Annotated in this window: 19 protein-coding genes; 14 read left to right on the top strand and 5 right to left on the bottom strand. The window is 70.8% G+C overall.

Annotation, left to right across the window (positions count from 1 at the left end):
- Positions 1-108: 108 nt before the first annotated feature.
- The 6 genes from AB0B76_RS53010 to AB0B76_RS52985 all read left to right on the top strand — a co-directional run bounded on the left by AB0B76_RS53010 (position 109) and on the right by AB0B76_RS52985 (position 8,338).
- Complete coding sequence (locus tag AB0B76_RS53010; protein WP_360392132.1) at positions 109-903, top strand: alpha/beta hydrolase; 795 nt, start codon at positions 109-111, stop codon at positions 901-903.
- 34 nt (positions 904-937) lie between these two features.
- Positions 938-2,170 carry an MFS transporter gene (locus AB0B76_RS53005; protein ID WP_360392129.1) on the top strand — a complete coding sequence of 411 codons (1,233 nt, stop codon included), beginning with the start codon at positions 938-940 and terminating at the stop codon, positions 2,168-2,170.
- On the top strand, positions 2,167-3,813 hold the full coding sequence (locus tag AB0B76_RS53000; protein WP_360392126.1) for an FAD-dependent oxidoreductase: 1,647 nt from the start codon (positions 2,167-2,169) through the stop codon (positions 3,811-3,813). The genes AB0B76_RS53005 and AB0B76_RS53000 overlap by 4 nt, the downstream gene beginning before the upstream one ends.
- A 68-nt stretch (positions 3,814-3,881) precedes the next feature.
- On the top strand, positions 3,882-6,494 hold the full coding sequence (locus tag AB0B76_RS52995; protein WP_360392123.1) for a 2Fe-2S iron-sulfur cluster-binding protein: 2,613 nt from the start codon (positions 3,882-3,884) through the stop codon (positions 6,492-6,494).
- A 61-nt stretch (positions 6,495-6,555) separates the two neighbouring features.
- Positions 6,556-7,764 (top strand): ABC transporter permease, encoded by a 1,209-nt coding sequence (locus tag AB0B76_RS52990; protein WP_360392120.1) that lies wholly within the window; start codon positions 6,556-6,558, stop codon positions 7,762-7,764.
- A gap of 133 nt (positions 7,765-7,897) precedes the next feature.
- Positions 7,898-8,338, top strand: coding sequence for a TIGR03618 family F420-dependent PPOX class oxidoreductase (locus tag AB0B76_RS52985; protein ID WP_360392117.1), 441 nt, complete (start codon positions 7,898-7,900; stop codon positions 8,336-8,338).
- Between the two features lie 88 nt (positions 8,339-8,426).
- Here AB0B76_RS52985 and AB0B76_RS52980 read toward each other — a convergent pair whose 3' ends face one another.
- Positions 8,427-9,257, bottom strand: coding sequence for an oxidoreductase (locus AB0B76_RS52980; protein ID WP_360392114.1), 831 nt, complete (start codon positions 9,255-9,257; stop codon positions 8,427-8,429).
- 175 nt (positions 9,258-9,432) lie between these two features.
- On the opposite strand from AB0B76_RS52980, the gene AB0B76_RS52975 reads away from it, so the two are divergent.
- Positions 9,433-10,425 carry an AraC family transcriptional regulator ligand-binding domain-containing protein gene (locus AB0B76_RS52975; RefSeq protein ID WP_360392112.1) on the top strand — a complete coding sequence of 331 codons (993 nt, stop codon included), beginning with the start codon at positions 9,433-9,435 and terminating at the stop codon, positions 10,423-10,425.
- Between the two features lie 159 nt (positions 10,426-10,584).
- On the opposite strand, the gene AB0B76_RS52970 is transcribed toward AB0B76_RS52975, so the two are convergent.
- The 3 genes from AB0B76_RS52970 to AB0B76_RS52960 are packed head-to-tail and all read right to left on the bottom strand — an operon-like array spanning position 10,585 to position 13,190.
- Positions 10,585-10,926: a hypothetical protein gene (locus AB0B76_RS52970; protein ID WP_360392109.1), complete on the bottom strand. Its 342-nt coding sequence runs from the start codon at positions 10,924-10,926 to the stop codon at positions 10,585-10,587.
- Between the two features lie 6 nt (positions 10,927-10,932).
- The gene (gene gntF / locus AB0B76_RS52965; protein ID WP_360392107.1) at positions 10,933-12,174 is read right to left on the bottom strand and encodes a guanitoxin biosynthesis pre-guanitoxin forming N-methyltransferase GntF; all 1,242 of its coding nucleotides are present in this window, start codon (positions 12,172-12,174) and stop codon (positions 10,933-10,935) included.
- The gene (locus tag AB0B76_RS52960) at positions 12,171-13,190 is read right to left on the bottom strand and encodes an NAD-dependent epimerase/dehydratase family protein (protein WP_360392104.1); all 1,020 of its coding nucleotides are present in this window, start codon (positions 13,188-13,190) and stop codon (positions 12,171-12,173) included. The genes gntF and AB0B76_RS52960 overlap by 4 nt, the downstream gene beginning before the upstream one ends.
- A gap of 137 nt (positions 13,191-13,327) precedes the next feature.
- Here AB0B76_RS52960 and AB0B76_RS52955 point away from each other — a divergent pair, with 137 nt between their 5' ends.
- A complete protein-coding gene (locus AB0B76_RS52955) occupies positions 13,328-15,319 on the top strand; it encodes an ATP-binding protein (RefSeq protein ID WP_360392102.1) in 1,992 nt (663 codons plus the stop codon).
- A gap of 15 nt (positions 15,320-15,334) precedes the next feature.
- On the opposite strand, the gene AB0B76_RS52950 is transcribed toward AB0B76_RS52955, so the two are convergent.
- Positions 15,335-15,979 carry a helix-turn-helix domain-containing protein gene (locus tag AB0B76_RS52950; protein ID WP_360392099.1) on the bottom strand — a complete coding sequence of 215 codons (645 nt, stop codon included), beginning with the start codon at positions 15,977-15,979 and terminating at the stop codon, positions 15,335-15,337.
- Between the two features lie 72 nt (positions 15,980-16,051).
- Between AB0B76_RS52950 and AB0B76_RS52945 the strand changes: the two genes are divergently transcribed.
- The 6 genes from AB0B76_RS52945 to kdpB all read left to right on the top strand — a co-directional run.
- A complete protein-coding gene (locus AB0B76_RS52945; protein WP_360392096.1) occupies positions 16,052-16,612 on the top strand; it encodes a dihydrofolate reductase family protein in 561 nt (186 codons plus the stop codon).
- The gene (locus tag AB0B76_RS52940) at positions 16,609-17,493 is read left to right on the top strand and encodes an NmrA family NAD(P)-binding protein (protein WP_360392093.1); all 885 of its coding nucleotides are present in this window, start codon (positions 16,609-16,611) and stop codon (positions 17,491-17,493) included. The genes AB0B76_RS52945 and AB0B76_RS52940 overlap by 4 nt, the downstream gene beginning before the upstream one ends.
- A gap of 337 nt (positions 17,494-17,830) precedes the next feature.
- Positions 17,831-18,265 (top strand): hypothetical protein, encoded by a 435-nt coding sequence (locus AB0B76_RS52935; protein WP_360392091.1) that lies wholly within the window; start codon positions 17,831-17,833, stop codon positions 18,263-18,265.
- Positions 18,266-18,337: 72 nt separating this feature from the next.
- The gene (kdpF, locus tag AB0B76_RS52930) at positions 18,338-18,427 is read left to right on the top strand and encodes a K(+)-transporting ATPase subunit F (protein WP_344617409.1); all 90 of its coding nucleotides are present in this window, start codon (positions 18,338-18,340) and stop codon (positions 18,425-18,427) included.
- Positions 18,427-20,088 carry a potassium-transporting ATPase subunit KdpA gene (kdpA, locus tag AB0B76_RS52925; RefSeq protein WP_360392088.1) on the top strand — a complete coding sequence of 554 codons (1,662 nt, stop codon included), beginning with the start codon at positions 18,427-18,429 and terminating at the stop codon, positions 20,086-20,088. Before kdpF ends, kdpA begins: the two co-directional genes overlap by 1 nt.
- A gap of 11 nt (positions 20,089-20,099) precedes the next feature.
- Positions 20,100-21,692, top strand: a 1,593-nt coding sequence (kdpB, locus tag AB0B76_RS52920) for a potassium-transporting ATPase subunit KdpB (protein ID WP_360392199.1), incomplete at its 3' end; no start/stop codon positions are given.

Below are 21,692 nucleotides of genomic sequence, written 5' to 3'. Positions count from 1 at the left end.
GGACTTGACGCGGACTGGATCGACTCGTTCACCGATCATCAACTGCCCCACGCCTACGGTGACCGCGTTCAAGGCCATCCCACACCGTTCTTTGCGAAGGGCATCCTGATGACGACGACTCGACGGACACTACTGAGCGGATCGGCCGCGGTTGCGGCCGGCGCACTCCTCGGCGTGCCGGCCGCGCACGCCCAGCCCGGCTCCACCGGCCGGCCGAAGCCCACCGTGGTACTCGTTCACGGCGCATTCGCCGATGCGTCCGGCTGGAACGACGTCGCGGCCCGGCTCATCCACGACGGCTACCCCGTCCTCGCGCCGGCCAACCCGCTGCGCAGTGTGTCCACCGACTCCGCCTACCTGGCCGGCTTCCTCGCGACCATCAGCGGCCCGATCGTGCTCGCCGCGCACTCCTATGGCGGGATCGTCACCACCAACGCGGCCGCCGGGAACGCGAACGTGAAGGCGCTGGTCTATGTCGCGGCGTTCGTGCCCGACGCCGGTGAGACCCTGCTGGGCCTGCAGACCAAGTACCCGGGAAGCAGGCTGAGTGAGTCGGCGCTGGACTTCCGTCCCGCCGGCGAGAGCGTCGACGGCTACATCAAGAAGGAGCTCTTCCGGGGCGTCTTCGCCGGCGATCTGCCCAAGTCGACCGCCGAGCTGATGTGGGCCGGCCAGCGACCGGCGGACGTCCGCACACTCGGCGAGCCTTCCGGCGCGCCGGCGTGGAAGAGCATTCCTTCCTGGTACCTCGCGGCCCGCGACGACCAGGTGCTGCCGGTCGCCGCACAGCGGTTCATGGCGCAGCGGGCCGGCGCGCAGGTCCGGGAGATCGACGCCTCCCACGTCGCCATGATCTCCCAGCCCGCTGCGGCGGCGGACCTCATCCGACGGGCGGCCCGCTGATGCGCCGGCGACCCGGCCGGCTCGGCTGACGGCCATGCTGCAGCTTGCATACGAAGGGCAGTGTGCCGCCGAGGAGCGGCGGCACACCGCGGCCGCCTCGGCCATCCGCAATCCGAAGCTGACGCTGCTCGCCCTGGCGATGGGTACTTTCGCGATCGGCACCGGCGAGTTCGGCAGCAACGGCATCATCCAGCTGTTCGCCGCCGACCTGGACGTGTCGATCCCGGTGGCCACCTACGCGATCACGGCGTACGCCGTCGGGGTGATCGTCGGCTCCCCGGCCATCACCCTGCTCGCCGCCCGCGTCAACCGGCGGACCCTGCTGCTCGGCCTGGTCGCATTGTTCCTGGCCGGGAACGGGCTCTCCGCCGTGGCGCCCGACATCACGCTGCTCGTCGTCTTCCGGTTCCTCGCGGGCAGCGTGCAGGGTGCGTTCTTCGGCGCGGGGGCGGTCGTCGCCGCCTACGTGTACGGGCCGGGCCGGGGCGGCAAGGCATTCACCACGGTCATGGCCGGGCTCACGGTCTCCACCATCGTCGGGTCCTCGCTGGGTACGGTGATCGGCCAGCACGCGGGCTGGCGGGTCATGTACTGGACCGTGGTCGCCGCCGGCTTGCTCGCCGGCGCCGCTCTGGTGGCGTGGCTGCCGCGCACCGACGACCTGCGCGGCGGCTCCATCGGCGGCGAACTCGGTGCGCTGCGCCGGCCCGGCGTCTGGTGGATGGTGGCCGTGGCGTCGCTCGGGATCTCCAGCATCTTCGCCGTGTACACGTTCATCGGCCCGTTCGTCACCGACGCCGCGCGGCAGGACGCTTCGGTCATTCCGTTCGCGCTCGCGGTCTTCGGGCTCGGCATGACGGCCGGCAACCTCGCCGGCGGACGCCTCGCCGACCGGTTCGAGCATCGCGGGCTCATCATCGGCTACGGCGGTGTGCTGCTGCCGTTGGCGTTGATCGGCGTAGCCGGCGGTAGTCTGGCCGTTCTGCTGCCGTGCCTGTTCGCCGTCGGCGCGACCATGATGGCCGCGATCCCGACGATCCAGGTCCGGCTCACCGGCTTCGGCCCGGACGCCCCGACGCTCATGGGCGCGCTCAATCTCGCTGCCCTCAATCTCGCCAACGCCCTCGGCGCGATCGGGGGCGCGGCAACCCTCACTGCCGGCTGGGGTACGTTGTCCACCGTCTGGGCCGGCTTCGCGCTCACGGCCGCCGGCCTTGTCCTGTACCTCGTGCCGCTCGCCCGCCGGCCAACCGTGGCGGCGAGGTGAGCGAGCGGCCCGCGCCGCGGGGACCGGTCCTCGACGAGGAGCAGCTGGACCGGCTCGCCCGCTACGGTGCACCGGAGCGCGTCGAGGCGGGCCGCCGGCTCTACGCGACCGGCGACGACTCCTACGACTTCTTCGTGCTCCTGACCGCTTCGGTGGACATCATCCGGGACGCCACGGCCCTCGAGCCGGAGCGACTGATGTACCGGGGCGGCCCCGGTGACTTTCTCGGCGAGCTGAACCTGCTGACCGGTCAGCGCGTCTATCTGACCGCCCGCGTGGTGTCCGCCGGAGAGGTCGTGCGGCTCGGGTCGGCGGCGCTGCGCCGGGCCCTGGCCGAGCAGGGTGACATCGCCGAGTCGTTGCTCGCAGCGTTCCGGCAACGGCGCGACGTCTTCCGGGACCTGGCCGGTAGCGTCCTGGAGATCGTCGGCCGGCCGGACACCGCGGACACCCGCGAGCTTCGTACCTACGCCGAACGGATGCTGCTGCCGCACTCCTGGCACAGCACGACCTCGGACCACGGGCACTCGCTGATGGCGTCGGCGGCGCTCACCACGGACGATCTTCCAGCCGCCGTCGTCGGTGGTTCGGTGCTGCGGCGTGCGAAGCCCGCAACCGTCGCCGGGGCCCTCGGCCTCACGTACCGGCCCGACGACCGTCCGGTCGACATCGTGGTGGTGGGCGCCGGCCCGGCAGGGCTCGCCGCCGCGGTGTACGCGGCGTCCGAGGGCCTCGTCACGGTGCTGCTGGACCGCCATGGGCCCGGCGGTCAGGCCGCCAAGAGCCCCCGCATCGAGAACTACCTCGGATTCCCGGACGGCATCAGCGGGGCGCACCTGACCCGGCTGGCCATGCTCCAGGCGCTCAAGTTCGGCGTCCGGATCTGTTCACCCAGCATCGTAACCGGGCTCGAACTCGACGATCGCGGCCAGCCGGCCGTGCTGCTGGACGACGGCGTACGCATTGCCTGCCGGGCTGTCATCGCCGCCAGCGGGGCGCGCTACCGCCGCCTCGACGTTCCACGATGGGCGGCGTTCGAGGAGTCCGGCTGCATCCGGTACGCCGTCACCGAACTCGACATCCGGCAGCTGGAAGGTCAACCGGTGGCGGTCGTCGGGGGAGCCAACTCGGCCGGGCAGGCGGCTCTGTCGCTCGCGGCCGGCGGCGCGACGGTGCACATCATCACCCGCGGCGCAGACCTTGCGGCGCGGATGTCGGCGTACCTCACCGACCGGATCCGGGCTCATCCCCGGGTCCGGGTGTGCACGGGCACGGCGATCCGGGAGCTGGCCGGCGATGCCACCCTCACCTCGGTCGTCGTCGAGCGGCCGGACGGCCGCCGTGCGGAGCTGGACTGCCGGGCCCTGTTCTGCTTCATCGGTGCCGACCCGGCTTCGGCCTGGCTCACCGGCGTCGCCAGGGACGACGACGGCTTCGTCCGCACCGACAGCCGCCTGGTCGCCGGAGGGTCGGGAGTACCTCTGCCGTTCCAGACGAGCGCGCCGCGCGTCTTCGCCATCGGCGACCTGCGCTCGGGTTCCACCAAACGCGTCGCCACGGCCGTCGGGGACGCCGCGGCGGCCGTCTCGTCGATCCACGCCGTACTCGACCAGGACGGGCGCCCGGCGGCGCGGCAGGAGTGAACAACCAGTGGATCCGAACTGCGTGGACCGTCCAGCCGATGTCAAGTCGGCCCCGTCAATCTCGGCGCATGGTTGCTGACGAAGCGTTCGATGTCGTGGTGATCGGCTCGGGTATGGGGGGTCTCGCGGCGGCCCGTACGATCGCGCAGTTCGGTGGCGAACGGGTTCTTGTCCTGGAACAGCACTACACGCTGGGCGGGATGACGCACGAGTTCTCCCGGGCCGGCCGGTATCGGTTCGGTACCGGCGTGCACTATCTCAGCGCCGACGCCGGACCGTTCCTCGATTTCATGACCGACGGCAGGGTGCAGCTGCAGCCGCTTCCGGACGACTTCGACGTGCTGCATTTCCCGGGGTTCGACTTCGCTGTGCCGTCCCACCGCGAGCGGTTCCAGTCCCGGCTGACCGAGCTGTTCCCGGACGAGGCCCGGGCGATCCAACGGTACTTCGGTGCCGTACGCCGGGCCGTGGCCGGACTCGCCGCGCGCAACGTCATCGCATCGTTTCCCGCACCGCTGCGCCGGTTGGGCCTGCCGATCGTCGAGCGGCTCTCCCCGGCGACGTACCGTCCGCTGCAGGAGCAGATCGACCGCAGTTTCCGCGATCCCCGGCTGCGCGCGATTCTGGCGGCGCGCTGGGGTCTGTACGGCACGCCGCCCGCGTCCAGCGCATTCGGCTACCACGCCGCGGTGCCGACCACCTTCTTCATGAACGGGACCGCGCACCCGGTCGGGGGTCCGAAGGCGATCAACGAGATCACGCTGGAGATCCTCGGCCGGCAGGGCGTCGAACTGCGCGCCCGCCAGCGGGTCCGCCGCATCGTCGTCGAGCGCGGCCGGGTGACCGGCGTCGACGTCGAGGACGGCGTGACCGGAGACCGCTATCACGTGCGGACGGCGACGGTCGTCTCGGCGGGCGGGGTACGCAACACGTATGCCCTGCTCGGGCCCGAGCTGCGGCCACGTTGGGCGCGCGCGCTGGCCGAGCTGCCGCGTGAACCCTCGGCGATCATGCTGTTTCTCGGGCTCGACAGGTCGCCGGCCGTGTTCGGTCCGCGCGGCGAGAACCACTGGTTCATGCCGGAGCTGGACGATCGCGACGGCGCTCGCCCGCCGCTCGGCAACGGCCTCCTGTACGTCTCGTTCGCCTCGCTGAACAACCCGGCGGCCCGCTTCCACACGATCGAAGCGCTCGAGCTCGTCGATCCGGCGGCGTTCGACGAATGGCGGGACACGACCGGCGACGATCGGCCGGACGCCTACCGCCGGCTCAAGGAGGAGCTGACCGAACGCCTCCTCACCCGCCTGGAGCAGCGGTGGCCGGGCCTGCGCGACACGGTCGCGTTCGCCGAGCTCGCGACGCCGCTGTCGTTCGAGACCTACCAGCGCAGCGTGCGGGGATCGTTCTACGGTCTCGCGGCCACCCCCGAGCGGCTGAGATCTCCGCTGGCGGGTCCGCGCACACCGGTGAAGGGACTGTTCGTGGCCGGGCAGGACGCCTGGGGCCCGGGTGTGGTCGGCGCACTGGCCGGAGGGCTGATGGCCGCCACCGCGGCGCTGCGACCCCGGCAGGCGGGCACCATGTGGCGGACGATACGAGCGCGCCGCCCGGCCGCCGCGCCGGGGACGATCTGGCGGGGCTACCTGCGCGTAGCCCGGATCCAGGCGGTAACCCCGTCGATTCGCAGCATTCGCCTCGAACCGATGGATGACGGGCCGCTGCCGTTCACGTTTCTTGCGGGGCAGTACCTCAAGATCGACCTGCCGGTGGCGGTCGAGCCGATCGAGCGTTCCTATTCGATCTCCAGTGGTCCGGGTGCCGGCCGTTACGTCGACATCGCGGTGAAGCGCGAGCCGAACGGGCTCGGCTCGGGCTTCCTGCACGACGACCTGGAGGTCGGTCTGGCCCTGCGGGTGACCGGCCCCCAGGGCGAATTCACCTGGAGCGCCGGGGTCGACGCGGCCGGCGGTACCCTCCTGCTGATCGCCGGTGGCGTCGGGATCACGCCGTTGATCAGCGTGCTGAGCGCGGCCGCGGACGCGAACCACCGAGGGCGGGTCGTGCTGCTGGCCGGCTACCGTACCGAGGACGAGATCCCGTTCCGTGACGAGTTGGAGCGGCTACGCTCGCGTCTGCCGGGGCTCGAGGTGATGGTGTTTCTCACCCGGCCGGGCGAGGGCTGGACGGGCGGTCGCGGCCGGATCGGCCTGGATGCGCTGTGCCAGCACGCCGTGGACGCGGACCGGGTCCACGTCTGCGGCCCCGCGCCGATGATGCAGGACGTGATCGGCCTGCTGATGAAGCTGGGCGTACCCCGCACCGCCGTCCGGACCGAGGCGTTCGTGTCGGATGGCGGCCGGCAGACCCGCCGCGAGAAGGCGCACGCGGTCGCCCTCGCCGCCGCCGAAGCAGGCGTCGACCGGTTCACGATCGACGTCAAGGACGGGGACGCAGCCTTCCCCTGCGCGCCCGGGCAGACCGTCCTGGACGCGGCGAACGAAGCCCGTTTCCCGTTGCCGCAGTCGTGCGGCGAAGGGGCCTGCGGCACCTGCCGGGTGCGGGTCCTGTCCGGCCGCTACGAGACCGAGACCCGCGGGTTGTTCTCCACCGAGGAGATCGCCGCGGGCTGGCTGCTGGCCTGTCAGACCCTGCCCACGGAAGACCTGCTGATCGCCTCCTAGAAGGACAGCCATGCCACTTCGCGCGTTCCGTAGCCCACGCATCTGGGCGACACCGGTCGTCATGATCATCCTGTTGAGTCTGGCCCTGCCGGCGTGCTACCTGAGCGGCATCACGGATCCACAGGCCAATGTGCGCCGGCTGCCGGTAGCGCTCGTGGCCGGACCGCAGCGGGAAGGCGGAGCGCTCGACGGCACCGCCCGATCGGTCGCCGACGCGGTACGGACCGGTACGGACCAGGAGAAGATCCGGATCATCGCCATGTCACCCGCGGAGATGGCAACCGCGATGCGGGACAACGCCGTCTACGGCGCCGTCGTCATCCCGGAAGACTTCGACCACGCGCTGGCCGGCCTCGTCACGGCAACGCCCGGCACCGTGCCGGCGCGACCGGTGGTGAGCATCGTTACGAACGCCGGTGCCGGAAACCTGGCCGCAGGCCTCGTGAACGGCGCGATGAGCCCGGTGCTGGCAGCCGTGCAGCACAGTGTGGCGGAGCGGCTGGGGGTGTTCGCCGATCCCTACCGGGCGCTGGTGCTGCGGGAACCGTTCGCGGTACGGACCGTTCCGGACCGGGTTCTGCCACCCAGGTCAGGCTCGGGTCTCACACCGTTCTACCTGGCGCTGGTCACGATCCTGATCGGCTTCATCGGCGCGTCCACCATCCATCCGGCGGTCGACGCCGCCATCGGGTTCGCACCAAGTGAGGTCGGACCGTTCACCACCCGCCGCCGTTACCGTCCGGCCAGCCGTACGACCACGCTGCTCGCGAAACTCGCGGTACTGCTGGCCGTCGCCCCGATCGCCGCGGCGCTGCTGAACCTGACGGCCGCACGGGTGATCGGTGTGCCGATGGACCATCCGCTCGTCATGTGGCTCCTGCTCACCTCGGCCATCACGGCGGTCGGCATCGGCGCGCTGTCGGTGTTTGCCGTCTTCGGCAGCCCCGGCGCGCTCGTCAACACCTTCTTCTTCGTCGCGATGTCCCTGGCCACCGGCCCGTCCGTGCCGACCGAGGCGCTGCCGGCCTGGCTACGGGCGTGCACCTCGATCACCGCCATGCCGCCGATACTCGACGGCGTCAGGGCCGTGCTGTTCTTCGACGGCCGGGGCGCGGCCGGCCTGACCGACGGCTGGACCCACATCGCCGTCGGGGCGACGGTGGGCCTGGCGCTGGGACTGACAACCACCTGGTGGTACGACCGCAACCCCCGCCTGTCCCGCCACCCGGCCGAGGCCGAGGCGACGGCGGGCGCTCTTCTACGACGGTGACCGGCCGCTGCGTGCGGCGGAGGTTACGGACCCGTACCGGCGGGGCATGCTGCTCACCGCCCGCGCCACCAGCCGCGCGGACCGCGTCACTCGACCGGATGGCCCAGGCCCGCGGTCCTGCTTACATGCCCGCATGACCACTACGGAGGAACACGTGCCACTACCCGAACTCGTCGTCCGTTTGGCCAAGGGTGCGAACCTCGCCAGCGTCGTCACGCTGATGCCCGACGGCCGGCCCCAGGCGCAGTACACCTGGATCGACACCGACGGCGAGCATCTGCTCGTCAACACGGTGCCCGACCGGCAGCGCTACAAGAACATCCGGCGCGACCCGCGAATCACCGTCCTGGTCCCGGGCAGGCATCCCTGGGAGTATGCCGAGGTGCGCGGCCACGTCGTCGACACCGTGGGCGGCCAGGAGGCCCGTGACCACATCGACCTGCTGGCGCGGAAGTACCTGGGCGTAGAGCACTACCCGAACCCGGTCGGCCCCGAGGGCCGGGTCATCCTCAAGATCGCCCCGGACAAGGTGAACGCGCGGGCCGGTGAGGACCAGCGGCCGCCGGCCCGATGAGCGCTGGCAGCAGGAACGACAGTAGTGGACGGTGGTGACCGGCGCGCCGGTTGACCGCTGCAGTGGCCGCGCACCGTGAAGGTCTGTCTCAGGACGGCACGCCGGTGGCTCGGCGAATGAAAGCGTCGAAGGTGCGGTCGGGTAGCGCGCCGTGCAGGAAGATCATGGGCTTGGCGCCGAATCCGACGGCGTAGCGGGTCCGGGGGCGTCGAGAGGTCACGGCCTTCCTGATGGTCTCGGCGACGAGCGCTGGCGGGGATGAGCGGCGCTCGGTGGACTCGGAGGTGAGCGTGCGCGCGACGGCATTGCCCTGCGGAGCGTAGGGGCCGCTGCCGGAGACGGCGCGGACCTTGTCCGCGGCGATGGCGGGCCACCCGGTCCTGATGCCGCCGGGCTCGATGACCACGACGTCGATCCCGAACGGTTGGACCTCCATGCGCAGGCAGTCGCTCAGGGCTTCCAGCGCGAACTTGGTGGCGTGGTACCACGCGCCGAGCGGTGTGTAGATCTTGCCGCCCATCGAGGTGATGTTGACGATGGTGCCGGAGCGCCGGTGCCGCATGTGTGGCAGGACGAGCTGGGTCAGCCGTGCGGCGCCGAACACGTTTACCTCGAACTGGTAGCGGGCCTCTTCCATCGGTACGTCCTCGAGGGCGCCGTAGGAGCCGTAACCGGCGTTGTTCACCAGGACGTCGATGCGGCCTTCCGCGGCGATGATCTCCTCGACTCCGGCACACATCGACTCGTCGTCGGTGACGTCCATCTCCAGCAGCCGGATGCCCCGTTCGGTCAGGTGCCGCATGCGCTCGACCCGCCGCGCCGCGGCGTAGACGACGTAGCCGGCCTCACAAAGGTTCGCGGCGGTGGCCTCGCCGATACCGGACGAGGCGCCGGTGATGAGAGCAACGTTCGTCGCCATGGTCATGACGTCCTTTCGCGCAGGTGCCGAACTCCGGCAACGCTAGATGTCGAGCGGTCAGCTTGACTTGCGCAAGACGCCGATCTACTTGCATTCGGCGCCAACCGGGCATCGCCGCGCAGGCGGGATCGGCGGCCCCGCATCGGACGCGGCTCCCGCCACTAGGCTCACCCGTGTGAGTGGCGAGCGATTCACGCTGGACCCGAACTTCAAGGCGTTGCTGTACGACCTGCGGGTCTCTCCGGCTCGCGTCCTGCGCCGGGCCTCGCTACCCGGTGACCTGCTCTCTCGCGGGCCGGTGGCGCTGCTCCCGGAGGAGTACTTCAGGTTCTGGGACGCGCTCGACGCCGAGGGCGGGGACCCGAACCTGCCGGTACGCATCGGCCAGGCGATCTCCGTCGAGATGTTCAACCCGCCGATCTTCGCCGCCCTGTGCAGCCCCGACCTTGAGACCGCCGCCCAGCGCATTGCCACGTACAAGCCGCTGATCGGCCCGATGCATCTGGGCGTCGAGCAGAACAGCAAGGGGTTGCGGATCAGCTATCACTGGCCCGCGGGCATGCGCCCGCCGCAGCTGTTGGCCATGTCCGAGCTCGTGTTCTGGGCCGCCCTTGCGCGGATCGGGACCCGCCACAACGTACGGCCGACCCGGATCAGCGTCCCGCAGCTGCCGGAGGCCCCCGACGTCGTCGGTGACTTCCTCGGCGCCCGCGTGCGGAAGGAAGCCGCACACGCCATCACCTTCGCTACCGTCGACGCCACTCGCCCCTTCGTGACCGAGAACGAACAGATGTGGCGGTTCTTCGCTCCTGAACTCCGCCGGCGGCTGTCGGACCTGGAGGGCGCGGCCAGCATCACCGATCGCGTCCGCGCCGCGCTGCATGAGACCCTGCCCGCCGGCGATCCGTCCATGACCGCGGTCGCCAGACGCCTCGCCGTCAGCTCCCGTACCCTGCAGCGCCAGCTGCACCTGGAGGGCGCCACCTTCCAGGTGATCCTGGCCCGTACTCGCGAGGACCTGGCCCGCCACTACCTGGGCCACGGCGCCATGAGCCCCGCAGAGATCGCCTACCTGCTCGGATACGACGACACCAACTCGTTCTACCGCGCCTTCCGGACCTGGACCGGCACGACCCCGCAGGCCCTTCGCAGCGCCGGCACCGGCTGATCCCCGCCTGGCCCGGACGCCTGCGCGCTCGGCACGCCCACGAGCGCACCGGCGGCAGGCCGGGCGGCGCGGCCGGGGGGCTGAACCTGACGGCCGCACGGGTGACCGGTGTGCCGATGGACCATCCGCTCGTCTCGTGGCTCCTGCTCACCTCGGCCATCACGGCCGCCGGCATCGGCGCGCTGCCGGTGTTCGCCGCGTGGTGATGGCGACGGCGATGGTCCAGGCGAGCCAGAAGGAACCGACGGCGAAGGCCGCAAGGCCGCCAGCCGCCAGCAGGAAGAAGTGGCTGCCCGGGTAGCTCAACGACCACAGCACGGCACCGGCCACCGCAACGGCGATGAGATGGAATGCCCAGATCCACCGCCGGCCAGGGCCGGCGTTCAGCGCAGCGTCGTCGCTGGTTGCAGTCTCCGACATGGTGACATCCTGCGGCTCGATCGGGCTCGGATCGAAGGCGCGCACCGAATCTTCACACACGGGCTCGTCAGCCGCGAACATCCCTCCTCATGAAGGCGGTCGGCGGGCCTGGCAGAGCACGATCGCCGAGTAGCCATGGGCGGTGTCCTGGCCCGTCCGGTGGACCTCGATCGTGCCGTCGAGCGGGGCGAACTCGGGCTGGAGCAGCGCGCGTAGGTCGTGTTCGTCGATGTTGGCGCCGGGGAAGGTTTTGCCCGCCACGGTGTAGCCGCGGCATCGGCGCAGGGCGGCCGTGACGAACAGGCCCCCGGGCTCGACCAGGCCGGTGATGTGGCGCATGAACAACTGCCAGGTGGCCCGGTCGCCCGTGGCGGAGTCCGCGCAGTATGGGCTGATCACCGTGGCGTACGCGCGGTCGAGCGGGCGGGGATGGCGGGCATCTACGAGTACCAGATCCGTTATTTTGCTTCTGGTCAGGTCTTCTCGTGCGGCGAGCTCCTCCTCGGACGGGTGCGCGATGCCCTCGCATTGCAGGGTGTAGCGGACGAACGGGCGCCAGTCGTGGGCGCCGGGATCGCGGTCGAGCCAGCGCTGGATCTCGGTCAGGTTGGCCGGGAGGTAGTCGCCCAGGTGGATCTCCGAGGCGGTCTCGGCCGCGGCGAACACGTGGTGGAGGGTGGGGCCGATGCCGAAGAACAGCACGGGGCGGTCGCGTTCGGCGTGGCGGATCGCGGCGACGAAGAAGGCTATGGTGGCGACCTCGTCCGGCTCGACGGTCCGGTAGTAGCCGGTCAGGTACTGCGCCGGCACCCAGTCGGTCTCGAAGGACGCGTACCGGCGGCGGCCGAGGAAGGCGCGGGTGAGGCGGGCGAGGCCGTATTCGTACAGCCCGGCGGCGAGGTTCGCGCCCGCGAGGAAGACCACGGCCTCGTCGGTGCCGACCGTGTCGCTGAGCGCGGCGGTGCCGAACGCGCCCGCGTAGTAGGGGACCTCCGCCGCGACCTGCGTGCCGGCGTAGCCGATCGCCGCCGCCAGCCGCGGTGCGCGGGCGTTGGCCGTGATGCGCCGGGTGAGGTCGTGGGCGGCCTTGGAGATGACATTGGTACTCGTACCGGTGCTCGCCAGCAGGGACCAGTTCGCCCGCAGGTTGGTGCGCAGTCCGAGCCCCCAGGCCACATAGGTGCCCACGAGCAGGGCCACCGCCCAGGGCCGAGCGACGTCGGCGAGCAGACCCGACGCGACCAGGGCGACGCCGGCCGCCGCCGCCCAGGCGTCCAGCGCATAGCTCGACACCGCGGTCGCGGCGACGCTGGCCGTCCATCCGCTCATCGCGACACCGAGGCGCCGGCCTGGCTGTCCGTGAGCCGTCCCGTGCGGTGCAGCCATCGGATCGTGTCGCCGTAGGTCTCGATCAGCGGGCGCGGCTCGATGCCGAGCTCGTCGCGGGTGCGGGAGTCGTCGCAGCGGGTCGCGGCACCGATGAAGACCACCCCTTCATGGTCAGCCGGAAGGTGGAACGGGGTCACGCGCTGGAGGGTGGACATGGTCCAGCTGAGCGGCAGCATGGCGGCGGAGGGAACGACGAGGCACGGCAGACGGCGGCCGGTCAGCGCACGCAGGGTGGCGAACATGGTTGCGCCGTCGACGAAGTGGCCGGGGACCAGGTAGCGGCGCGGCTTGGCTCGGGGCGTGAAGACGGCGGCGTGCACGTCGGCGACATCGCGGACATCGACGACCTGGAGGCCGCCGCTGGGCCACACCGGGTACCGCCCGCGCAGGATGTCCCGCAGCCGGCGGGCCTGGTCGCCGCAGTGTGGGTCGTCCGGGCCGAGGACGGCGCCGGGTTGCACGATCACCACCGGCGCACCGGCGTCCTGCAGCCCGCGGGCGACGGCCTCGGACGCGGCCTTCGACTGGATGTACGTCCCCGGCGTGCTCGACAGCGCGGAGTCCGGCGTGACGGTGGCCCGCCGCTGCAGCAGCGCGGCGGTGCTGGAGACGTGCACGACCGGGTCGCAGCCGGCCTCGACGGCGCCCCGGAGCACCGTTTCCGCGCCGGCGACGTTGGTCCGCGCGATCGCCGGCCGGGCGCGGGCGTCCAGGTCGTACACGGCGGCGGCGTGCAGTACCGCGTCGCAGCCGCGCAGCGCTCGTGCGACGGAGTCCGGGTCGGTGACATCGCCGACCGTGTGATCCACCGTCGCGCGCACGCCGAGCGGTTCCAGGGCCGGGCCGATGCGGCCGGGCGAGCGGACGAGGAGCCGGACGTCGTGGCCCGCGGCGATGAGCGCCGCCACGCTGTGTGAGCCGACGAAGCCGGTACCCCCGGTAACAAGGATCTTCATGCCGTCGGCCCTTTCCGATGATGGCGACCGTCGAGGCGAGGATCGGGCGGGGCAGCGCTCAATTGCCAGGTCAGATAGTTGTTAATCGCTGTCCAAACCGCACCGCGGCGGTGGAGAGTGCAGGTGGAGGTGACGACATGTCGACGTCTCTCGGCGACGTGCTCGAGACCGCCCGGCGGCAACGGTTCGTGGGACGCCGGGTCGAGCTCGCGGGGTTCGACGCCGCCGTCGGCGGGCGTTCGGCGCGGCGAGTGCAGTTCGTGCACGGCCAGGGCGGCATCGGCAAGACGACGCTGCTGGCGGAGCTGGGCGCCCGGGCGCGCGCGGCCGGCCGGACCGTGGTCCAGGTCGACGGGCGCGATGTCGATCCCTCCCCGGACGGGCTGCAAACGGCCGTCGGGTGGCCCCTTCCCGCCGGCGCGGTCCTGCTCGTGGACGGCTACGAGCAGCTCACCCCGATCGACGGGTGGCTGCGCGAGCAGTTCATGCCGAGCTTGAGCGCCGACACCGTGGTCGTCCTGGCCGGCCGGGAGCCGCCGGCCGCGCCGTGGCGCTCCGACGCCGGGTGGCGAGAGCTGATGACGGTGTACCGTCTCGACCTCTTCGGTCCCGACGAGACCGCGCAGCTGCTGGCCCACGCCGGCGTCGAGGAGTCCGTGCGGCCCCACCTGACCGCGCTCGGCGCCGGGCATCCGCTGACCATGGCGCTGCTGGCCGACCTGGCCGCCCGCGGGCAGGTGCCCGACACCCTCGCCGACGCGCCGGACCTGATCTCGACGCTGTTGCAGTCGTTCGTCGGCGAGGTCCCGACCCAGCCCCAGCTGACCGGGCTGGCCACCTGCGCGATCGCCTGGTCGACCACCGAGGACCTGCTCGCCCGGACGGTCGGCGCCGACGCCCCCGCGGTGTGGCAGTGGCTGGCCCGGCTCCCGTTCGTCACCAGCGGCCCCGGCGGACTGTCCGTCCACGACCTGGCCCGCGACGTGCTCAACGCCGAGTTCCAGCGCCGCGTCCCCGAGCAGTACCGGACCCATGAGCGCCTCGTCTTCGACCACGCGGTCGCCGCCCTGCGCACCGCCAGCGGCCTGGACCGGCAACCCGAGGCGCACCAGCTCCTCTTCGTCCACCGCCACGGGCCGTTCGGCGCCGTGATCGCGGCGCTCCGGACGCAGGGTTCGGCGGCAGTTGTACCGGCCCGCCCCGACGAGCACGACCAGGTGTGCGCCACCATCGAACGTTTCGAGGGACCGGCCAGCGCCGACCTCGCCCGCGCCTGGCTGTCCGAGCAGCCCGAGCGACTGTCCGTGGTGCGCACCGGCGATCGCGTCGCCGGTTTCGCCCACCACCTGCTGTGCCCGAGCGGCTCCCCGCTGGAGGACCGCGACCCGGTCGTCCGCGCCGTGCTCGACCACGTCGCGCGGGAGGGCCCGATCCGCCCCGGCGAACACGTGCTGATCAACCGCTTCGCCGCCGGAGTCCGCGAGCACCAGCACGACCCGTACATGGTGGTGGCCGGCCCGGTGTCCAGCATCATCGAATGGCTCACCCGCCCACTGGCCTGGTCATTCGTGGTCGTGGTCGACGACGCGTTCTGGGCGCCGAAGTTCGACTACATCGCCTTCGCGCCCCTGGTCCGCATCGAGGTCGGCGGCCTGCCCCACGTCGCGTTCGGCATCGACTGGCGTCGCCTGCCGGTCGGCAGCTGGCTGGACCTGATGTACGAACGCGGCCATACGGGCGGCACCGGCCCGGCCCCGGCCGCACTGCTGCGCCCGCCGCCACTGAGCCGCGTCCGCTTCGACGCTTCCGTCCGGGTCGCCTTGCAGTCCCTGCACCGCCCCGAGCAGCTCGCGGCCAACCCGCTGCTCGGCTCCACTCTCGCCGCGGACGCCATCCAGTTGCGCGCAGCGATCGAGGAGGCCGTCGGCCAGCTCGGCAACCTCCCGAAGGGCCAGCAGCTCCAGGCCGTCCTGCACCGCACCTACGTGCGGCCGGCTCCTACGCAGGAGGCGGCGGCGGAGGTGCTCGACCTGCCGTTGAGCACATATCGCCGATATCTGGCCAAGGCCGTCGAACACCTGACCGACATCCTGTGGACGATCGAGGTCGGCGGCGGGCGCACCGGGTAGTGCCTGCGGTGATAGTCAGCTACCCATGGCGGCCAGGAGCGCGACCGCGGTTCTGCGGTCTCCTTCGGTCTGGATGCCGTTGTCCCGCAGGCTGTTCGAGGTGGCGGTGAGGCCGTGCAGGAACGGCCGCAGGCGGCCTGGGCTGGTGATGATCCGCGCGTCGGGTTGGCCGCTTGTCGCTCCGGTGACCAGCAGCCGGCCGTCCTGCGGGAAGGCGTGGAAGACCTCACCGTCGAGCTGCAGTTCGACCAGGCCGGTCAGGTTCTTGACCCTGGCCGGATTGGCGAATCCCTTGAGCGCGAGCGCCATGCTCGCGGGGGTGACCGGCGCCTCGCAGTTGAACTGCGGGGATTGGTTGCCCCACTGGCCTAGCGCCATGATGATCGGCTCCAGCTGGTGGCCCCACTCGGTCAGCTCGTACACCCACGAGGCCGCCGGCGGAGGCAGCTTGCGGCGAACGAGGACGCCCGCTCCGGCGAGCTCCTGCAGCCGCTGGGACAGCACGCTCGTGCTGACGCCGGCGAGCCGGCCGTCCAGATCCGTGAATCGCTTGGGCCCGAACAACAGCTCGCGGACCACCAGCAAGGCCCAACGCTCACCAACCAGGTCCAGGGCGTGTGCCACGGCGCAGCCCTCGTCGTAAGCCCGTCGCGTAACCATGCCCGCAGTCTAACCTGCGAACGTCGAATTGATTGCTTGTAAATCCGAAGTACTGACTGCTAGCTTCGCAGCATGACGGCTCAACCTCGGAAGCTCGTCGTCTCGTTCCTCACCACCGTGGACGGCGCGCACCACAACCCCATGTCCTTTGCCGGGCCGTACTTCGACGACGCGGCCGCGGCCCGGTCCTTGGCCGAGCTCGAAACATGCGACGCGATGCTGATGGGCCGCAACACCTACGAGTACTTCGCGCATGGGTGGTCGAACGCCACGGACCCCTACTCGCAGCGCATCAACGACATCGCCAAGTACGTGTTCTCCTCGACGCTGACCGCTGCGGCGTGGAACAACGCCAAGGTGCTGCCGGGCGACGTCGCCACGACGGTCGCCGAGCTGAAGCAGCAAGGCGGCGGCGACCTCATGATCTACGGAAACGGCCGGCTCTCCCGGACCCTGCTCGATCACGGCCTCGTGGACGAGCTGAAAATCGCGGTCTTTCCGGTCATCGCCGGCGCAGAAACGCCGTTACCGCGGCCAGGACGGACCGCATCCCTGCGGTTGGTGTCCACGCGAACCTGGACCAACGGGACCGTGCAGCTGACCTACGCCCCAGAAGGCGGAACACCACGATGACACTACTGATCGCCGGCGCGGCAGGGCGCCACGGCGCGACCGGCAACTACGCCGCGCGGCAGCTGCTCGCGCGAGGACTGCCCGTTCGCGCTTTCGTCCGTCACGACGATGACCGGGCCGCCGAACTCAAGGCGCTGGGTGCCGACATCGTCGTCGGCGACCTGCATGACTTCGGCAGCGTGCGCCCCGCCCTCGACGGGGTGACCGGCGCGTACTTCACGTATCCGCTCGCGGAAGGCCTCTTGGAGGCGACGACGACGTTCGCAGCCGCCGGAAAACAAGCCGGCCTGCAGTCGATCGTGAACATGTCGCAAATCACCGCCCGTCCGGATCATTCGAGCCCGGCCGCTCGCCGGCACTGGCTCGCCGAGCGCGTGCTCGACTGGTCAGGGATCGCTGTCACACACCTGCGCCCGCCCTACTTCCTGGAGAACCTGATCACAATCGCCAGCGCGGCGACGATCCGGGCCGAGGCCAGGATCTATCTGCCGTACGGCAACGGGCGGCACGCCCCCATCGCCGGCCACGATGTCGCGCGCGTAGTCGCCGGTGTGCTGGCCGATCCGGCCGCGCATCAGGGCAGGACGTACGTGCCGACAGGGCCCGCATCGTTGTCCATGGCCGAACAGGCTGACGTGTTCAGCCACGAGCTCGGCCGTCCCGTGGAGTACGTGGACATCCCCGTCGAGCGGTGGCGGCAGATGCTGTCCCAGGTGGACGGCGTGTCCACGTACCTGATCGAACACCTCTCACGGGTGGCTGAGACACACCAGCGGGGCGAGCAGGACATGGTCACCGATGTCGTCGAGACGATCGGCGGCGCGCCACCGAAGTCGCTGGCGACGTTCATCCACGAGAACCAAGGTGTGTTCGAGCGGTGAGGCACCGGGGACGGCGATGCGCCGTCCCCATCCAACTGAGGCCAAGCATGAGAGCACGCCGGCGACGTGGAACGCCTCGACGGCGTGGCGGCGTGCGCCGCAGGGCGGCGAGACCGGCCACGGACCGGGATACGCCGACGACAACGCGGCGTTCGCATTCGACCGCAGCTGTGACGTAGAGCCCATCGAGGCACCGACGGCATCAAGGAACCGTTAAGAAACCCGGCCGCCGCGTAGGGATTCCGTCAAGACGCCTGGGCAGCGAATGCGGTCCGGTCTTCACTTGCACCCGAGCCGGATGGAAGGCGGGTGCTCGATGAACGGGACATGGTGGTTGGTGCGGCTGCATGCCGCCCCGACCGGTCTCACCCTGGCGGCCGGGTCGGCCGCGGTGGTTGCCACGGCGCTGTCCGCCGCGGCGCTGACCGCGCCGTCGGATCTGGTCGCGCGGCTGGTGGCGATGGCGCTGTGCGTCGCCGCGGTCGGGGCGTTCGGCGGGGACCTGCTCGCCGCGCTCGCGACGGCCGGCATCGCCTGGTCGGTGCTGGACGGGTTCCTGGTGAACCGGTTGGGCGTGCTGACCTGGCACGGCGCGGCGGACATCGTCCGTCTCGGCGTGCTGGCCGGCATGGCGCTGGCCGGCTGGCTGGGCGCGCTGTCGTACCGACTGGCCCGGCACCGCCGCGACGTGGTCCGGATGCGCGTCTGGCTCTACGGCGACGGGTTCGCGTCGTCGGTCCGTGCACACAAGGAGGCTAGCCCCAGTGGCTGATGTTGTGTTCGTGCTGCTGACGATCGCGCTGTTCGCGGTCCTCAGCCTGGCGGTGCGGGCGGTGGAGCGGCTGTGAACGCCGAGAACCTCGTCGGCCTCGTCCTCGCGGTCGCCCTGACCGCGTTCCTGATCGCGGCCCTACTCTTCCCGGAGCGGTTCTGATGTCCCCAACCTGGGCGGGCGTGCTGTTCATCGCCTCGCTGGTCCTCGTGCTGGTGCTGCTGTACCGGCCGTTCGGGGACTACATGTACCGGGCGGTCACCTCGGTCCGGCATCTGCGCGCCGAACGCGTCCTCTACCGCGCCGTCGGCGTCAACCCCGACGGCGAGCAGTCGTGGGGCGTCTACGCGCGTAGCGTGCTGGCCTTCTCGGCGGTGTCGATCCTGTTCCTGTACCTGTTCCAGCGCCTGCAGAACCACCTGTGGCTCAGCCTCGGCTTCGACCCGGTCAAGCCCGGCCAGGCCTGGAACACCGCGGTCAGCTTCGTGACGAACACGAACTGGCAGTCGTACTCCGGCGAGTCGACCATGGGCCACCTGGTGCAGATGGCCGGCCTCGCGGTGCAGAACTTCGCCTCGGCCGCGGTCGGCGTGGCCGTCGCGGTGGCACTGGTGCGCGGCTTCGCCCGGTCGAAGACGGACCAGCTGGGCAACTTCTGGGTCGATCTGGTGCGCATCTGCGTGCGCATCCTGCTGCCGATCGCCGTGCTGGGCACGATTGTGTTCATCGCCGCGGGCATGGTGCAGAACCTGTCCGGCGGCGCCGACGTCACCACCTTGGCCGGGGCCTCGCAGCACATCACCGGCGGGCCGGTCGCCTCGCAGGAGGTCATCAAGGAGCTGGGCACGAACGGCGGCGGCTTCTACAACGCCAACAGCGCGCACCCGTTCGAGAACCCGACCGGCTGGACCAACTGGCTGCAGATCTTTCTGATCCTGCTGGTTCCGTTCTGCCTGCCGCGGGTCTTCGGCCGCATGGTCGGCGACAAGCGCCAGGGCCTGGCCATCGCCTCGATCATGGCGATCCTCGCGCTGGGCAGCGTCATCACCCTCACCGCGCTGCAGATCCACCACGCGGGCACCGTCCCGACCGCGGTCGGCGCGGCCGGCGAAGGCGTGGAGACCCGCTTCGGCGTGCCGCAGTCGGCGACGTTCGCCGCCGCCACCACGCTGACGTCCACCGGTGCCGTCGACTCGTTCCACGACTCGTACACGGCGCTGGGCGGCATGGTGACGATGCTGAACATGATGCTCGGCGAGGTCGCGCCCGGCGGCACGGGCTCCGGGTTGTACGGCATGCTGATCCTCGCCATCATCACGGTCTTCGTGGCCGGGCTCATGGTGGGGCGCACCCCCGAGTACCTGGGCAAGAAGATCGGCGCGCGGGAGATCAAGTTCGCGTCGCTCTACCTGCTCACCACACCGGCCCTCGTGCTGGTCGGCACCGCGATCGCGATGGGCTCGGAAAAGGCCCGCTCCTCGATGGCCAACCCGGGCGCGCACGGCCTGTCCGAGGTCCTCTACGCCTTCACGTCGGCGTCGAACAACAACGGATCAGCGTTCGCCGGCATCAGCGTGAACACCGACTTCTACAACACCGCATTGGGGCTGTGCATGCTGCTCGGCCGCTTCCTGCCCATCATCTTCGTCCTCGGCCTGGCCGGCTCCCTCGCCCGCCAGCAGCCCGTGCCGGCGTCGACGGGGACGCTCAAGACGTACCAACCCTTGTTCGTCGGCATGGTCGTTGCGGTGACCGTCGTCGTCGTGCTGCTGACCTACCTGCCGGCGGTTGCGCTCGGCCCGCTCGCGGAGGGCATCCAGTGACCACCTCGACCCTGACCCCAGTCCCGTCCACCGGGCAGAGCGAACCGCCGCGGCGGATCGCCGGTGGCCTGCTCGACCCGAAACAGCTGTGGCGGTCCACTCCGGACGCCCTGCGAAAGCTCAACCCGGCGACCCTGTGGCGTAACCCGGTCATGTTCATCGTCGAGGTCGGCTCGGTGTTCACCACCGTCCTCGCCGTCGTCCACCCGAGCGCGTTCGCGTGGACGATCAGCGTGTGGCTGTGGCTGACCGTGCTCTTCGCCAACCTCGCCGAGGCCGTCGCCGAGGGCCGCGGCAAGGCCCAGGCCGACACCCTGCGCCGCGCCAAGCAGGACACGATGGCCTTCCTGCAGGACGGCACCACCATTCCGGCGAGCGAGCTCAAGCAGGGCGACATCGTCGTGGTCGAGGCGGGCCAGGTCATCCCCGGCGACGGCGACGTCATCGAGGGCATCGCCTCCGTCGACGAGTCGGCGATCACCGGCGAGTCGGCTCCGGTCATCCGCGAGTCCGGCGGCGACCGGTCGGCGGTCACGGGCGGCACGAAGGTGCTCTCCGACCGGATCGTCGTGCGGATCACCCAGAAGCCGGGCGAGTCGTTCATCGACCGCATGATCGCCCTGGTCGAGGGCGCGAACCGGCAGAAGACGCCGAACGAGATCGCGCTGAACATCCTGCTCGCCTCGCTCACGATCATCTTCCTGCTCGCGGTGGCGACGCTGCAGCCCCTTGCCATCTTCTCCAAGAGTGTCCAGGCGTTCGCGCCGGACAGCGCGGCCCTCAACGGCAACGGCGTCACCGGCATCGTGCTGGTGTCCCTGCTGGTCTGCCTCATCCCGACCACGATCGGCGCACTGCTCTCGGCGATCGGCATCGCCGGCATGGACCGGCTCGTGCAGCGCAACGTCCTGGCCATGTCCGGCCGCGCGGTCGAAGCCGCCGGCGACGTCAACACGCTGCTGCTCGACAAGACCGGCACCATCACGCTGGGCAACCGGCAGGCCGGCGACCTGGTGCCCGTCGACGGCGTGACGGCCGCGGACCTCGCCGAGGCCGCACAGCTGTCCAGCCTCGCCGACGAGACCCCCGAGGGCCGTTCGATCGTCGTGTACGCCAAGGAGCACCACGGACTGCGCGAGCGTGACGTCGCCGGGGCCGTGTGGGTGCCGTTCACCGCGCAGACGCGGATGTCCGGCGTGGACCTCGACGGCCGGCAGGTCCGCAAGGGCGCCGCCACGGCCGTGATGAAGTGGGTCCGCGAGCACGGCGGCCGCCCGACCGAGGAGGTCGGGTCGATCGTGGACGCCGTGTCGACGTCCGGCGGCACGCCCCTGGTGGTGGCCGAGCACGTCGAGGGCCAGCCGGCCCGCACGCTGGGCGTCATCCACCTCAAGGACGTCGTGAAGCACGGCATGCGGGAACGGTTCGACGAGATGCGCCGGATGGGCATCCGCACCGTGATGATCACCGGGGACAACCCGCTGACGGCCAAGGCGATCGCGGAGGAGGCCGGCGTCGACGACTTCCTCGCCGAGGCCACCCCCGAGGACAAGATGGCCCTCATCAAAAAGGAGCAGCAGGGCGGCAAGCTCGTCGCGATGACC

This window comes from Dactylosporangium sp. NPDC049140 (assembly GCF_040648435.1).
Note: the sequence above shows the minus strand (reverse complement) of the source record. Positions and strands in the feature narration are given on the sequence as shown.

Excerpts from the sequence above, each read along its gene's own strand:
- gntF (WP_360392107.1), bottom strand. The coding sequence starts at position 12,174 with ATGAGCGGATGGACGGCCAGCGTCGCCGCGACCGCGGTGTCGAGCTAT.
- AB0B76_RS53010 (WP_360392132.1), top strand. The coding sequence starts at position 109 with ATGACGACGACTCGACGGACACTACTGAGCGGATCGGCCGCGGTTGCG.
- AB0B76_RS52970 (WP_360392109.1), bottom strand. The coding sequence starts at position 10,926 with ATGTTCGCGGCTGACGAGCCCGTGTGTGAAGATTCGGTGCGCGCCTTC.
- AB0B76_RS52955 (WP_360392102.1), top strand. The coding sequence starts at position 13,328 with ATGTCGACGTCTCTCGGCGACGTGCTCGAGACCGCCCGGCGGCAACGG.
- AB0B76_RS52945 (WP_360392096.1), top strand. The coding sequence starts at position 16,052 with ATGACGGCTCAACCTCGGAAGCTCGTCGTCTCGTTCCTCACCACCGTG.
- AB0B76_RS52950 (WP_360392099.1), bottom strand. The coding sequence starts at position 15,979 with ATGGTTACGCGACGGGCTTACGACGAGGGCTGCGCCGTGGCACACGCC.
- AB0B76_RS52995 (WP_360392123.1), top strand. The coding sequence starts at position 3,882 with ATGGTTGCTGACGAAGCGTTCGATGTCGTGGTGATCGGCTCGGGTATG.
- AB0B76_RS52960 (WP_360392104.1), bottom strand. The coding sequence starts at position 13,190 with ATGAAGATCCTTGTTACCGGGGGTACCGGCTTCGTCGGCTCACACAGC.
- AB0B76_RS53005 (WP_360392129.1), top strand. The coding sequence starts at position 938 with ATGCTGCAGCTTGCATACGAAGGGCAGTGTGCCGCCGAGGAGCGGCGG.
- AB0B76_RS52990 (WP_360392120.1), top strand. The coding sequence starts at position 6,556 with ATGATCATCCTGTTGAGTCTGGCCCTGCCGGCGTGCTACCTGAGCGGC.
- AB0B76_RS52940 (WP_360392093.1), top strand. The coding sequence starts at position 16,609 with ATGACACTACTGATCGCCGGCGCGGCAGGGCGCCACGGCGCGACCGGC.
- kdpA (WP_360392088.1), top strand. The coding sequence starts at position 18,427 with ATGTCCCCAACCTGGGCGGGCGTGCTGTTCATCGCCTCGCTGGTCCTC.
- AB0B76_RS52980 (WP_360392114.1), bottom strand. The coding sequence starts at position 9,257 with ATGGCGACGAACGTTGCTCTCATCACCGGCGCCTCGTCCGGTATCGGC.
- AB0B76_RS52985 (WP_360392117.1), top strand. The coding sequence starts at position 7,898 with ATGACCACTACGGAGGAACACGTGCCACTACCCGAACTCGTCGTCCGT.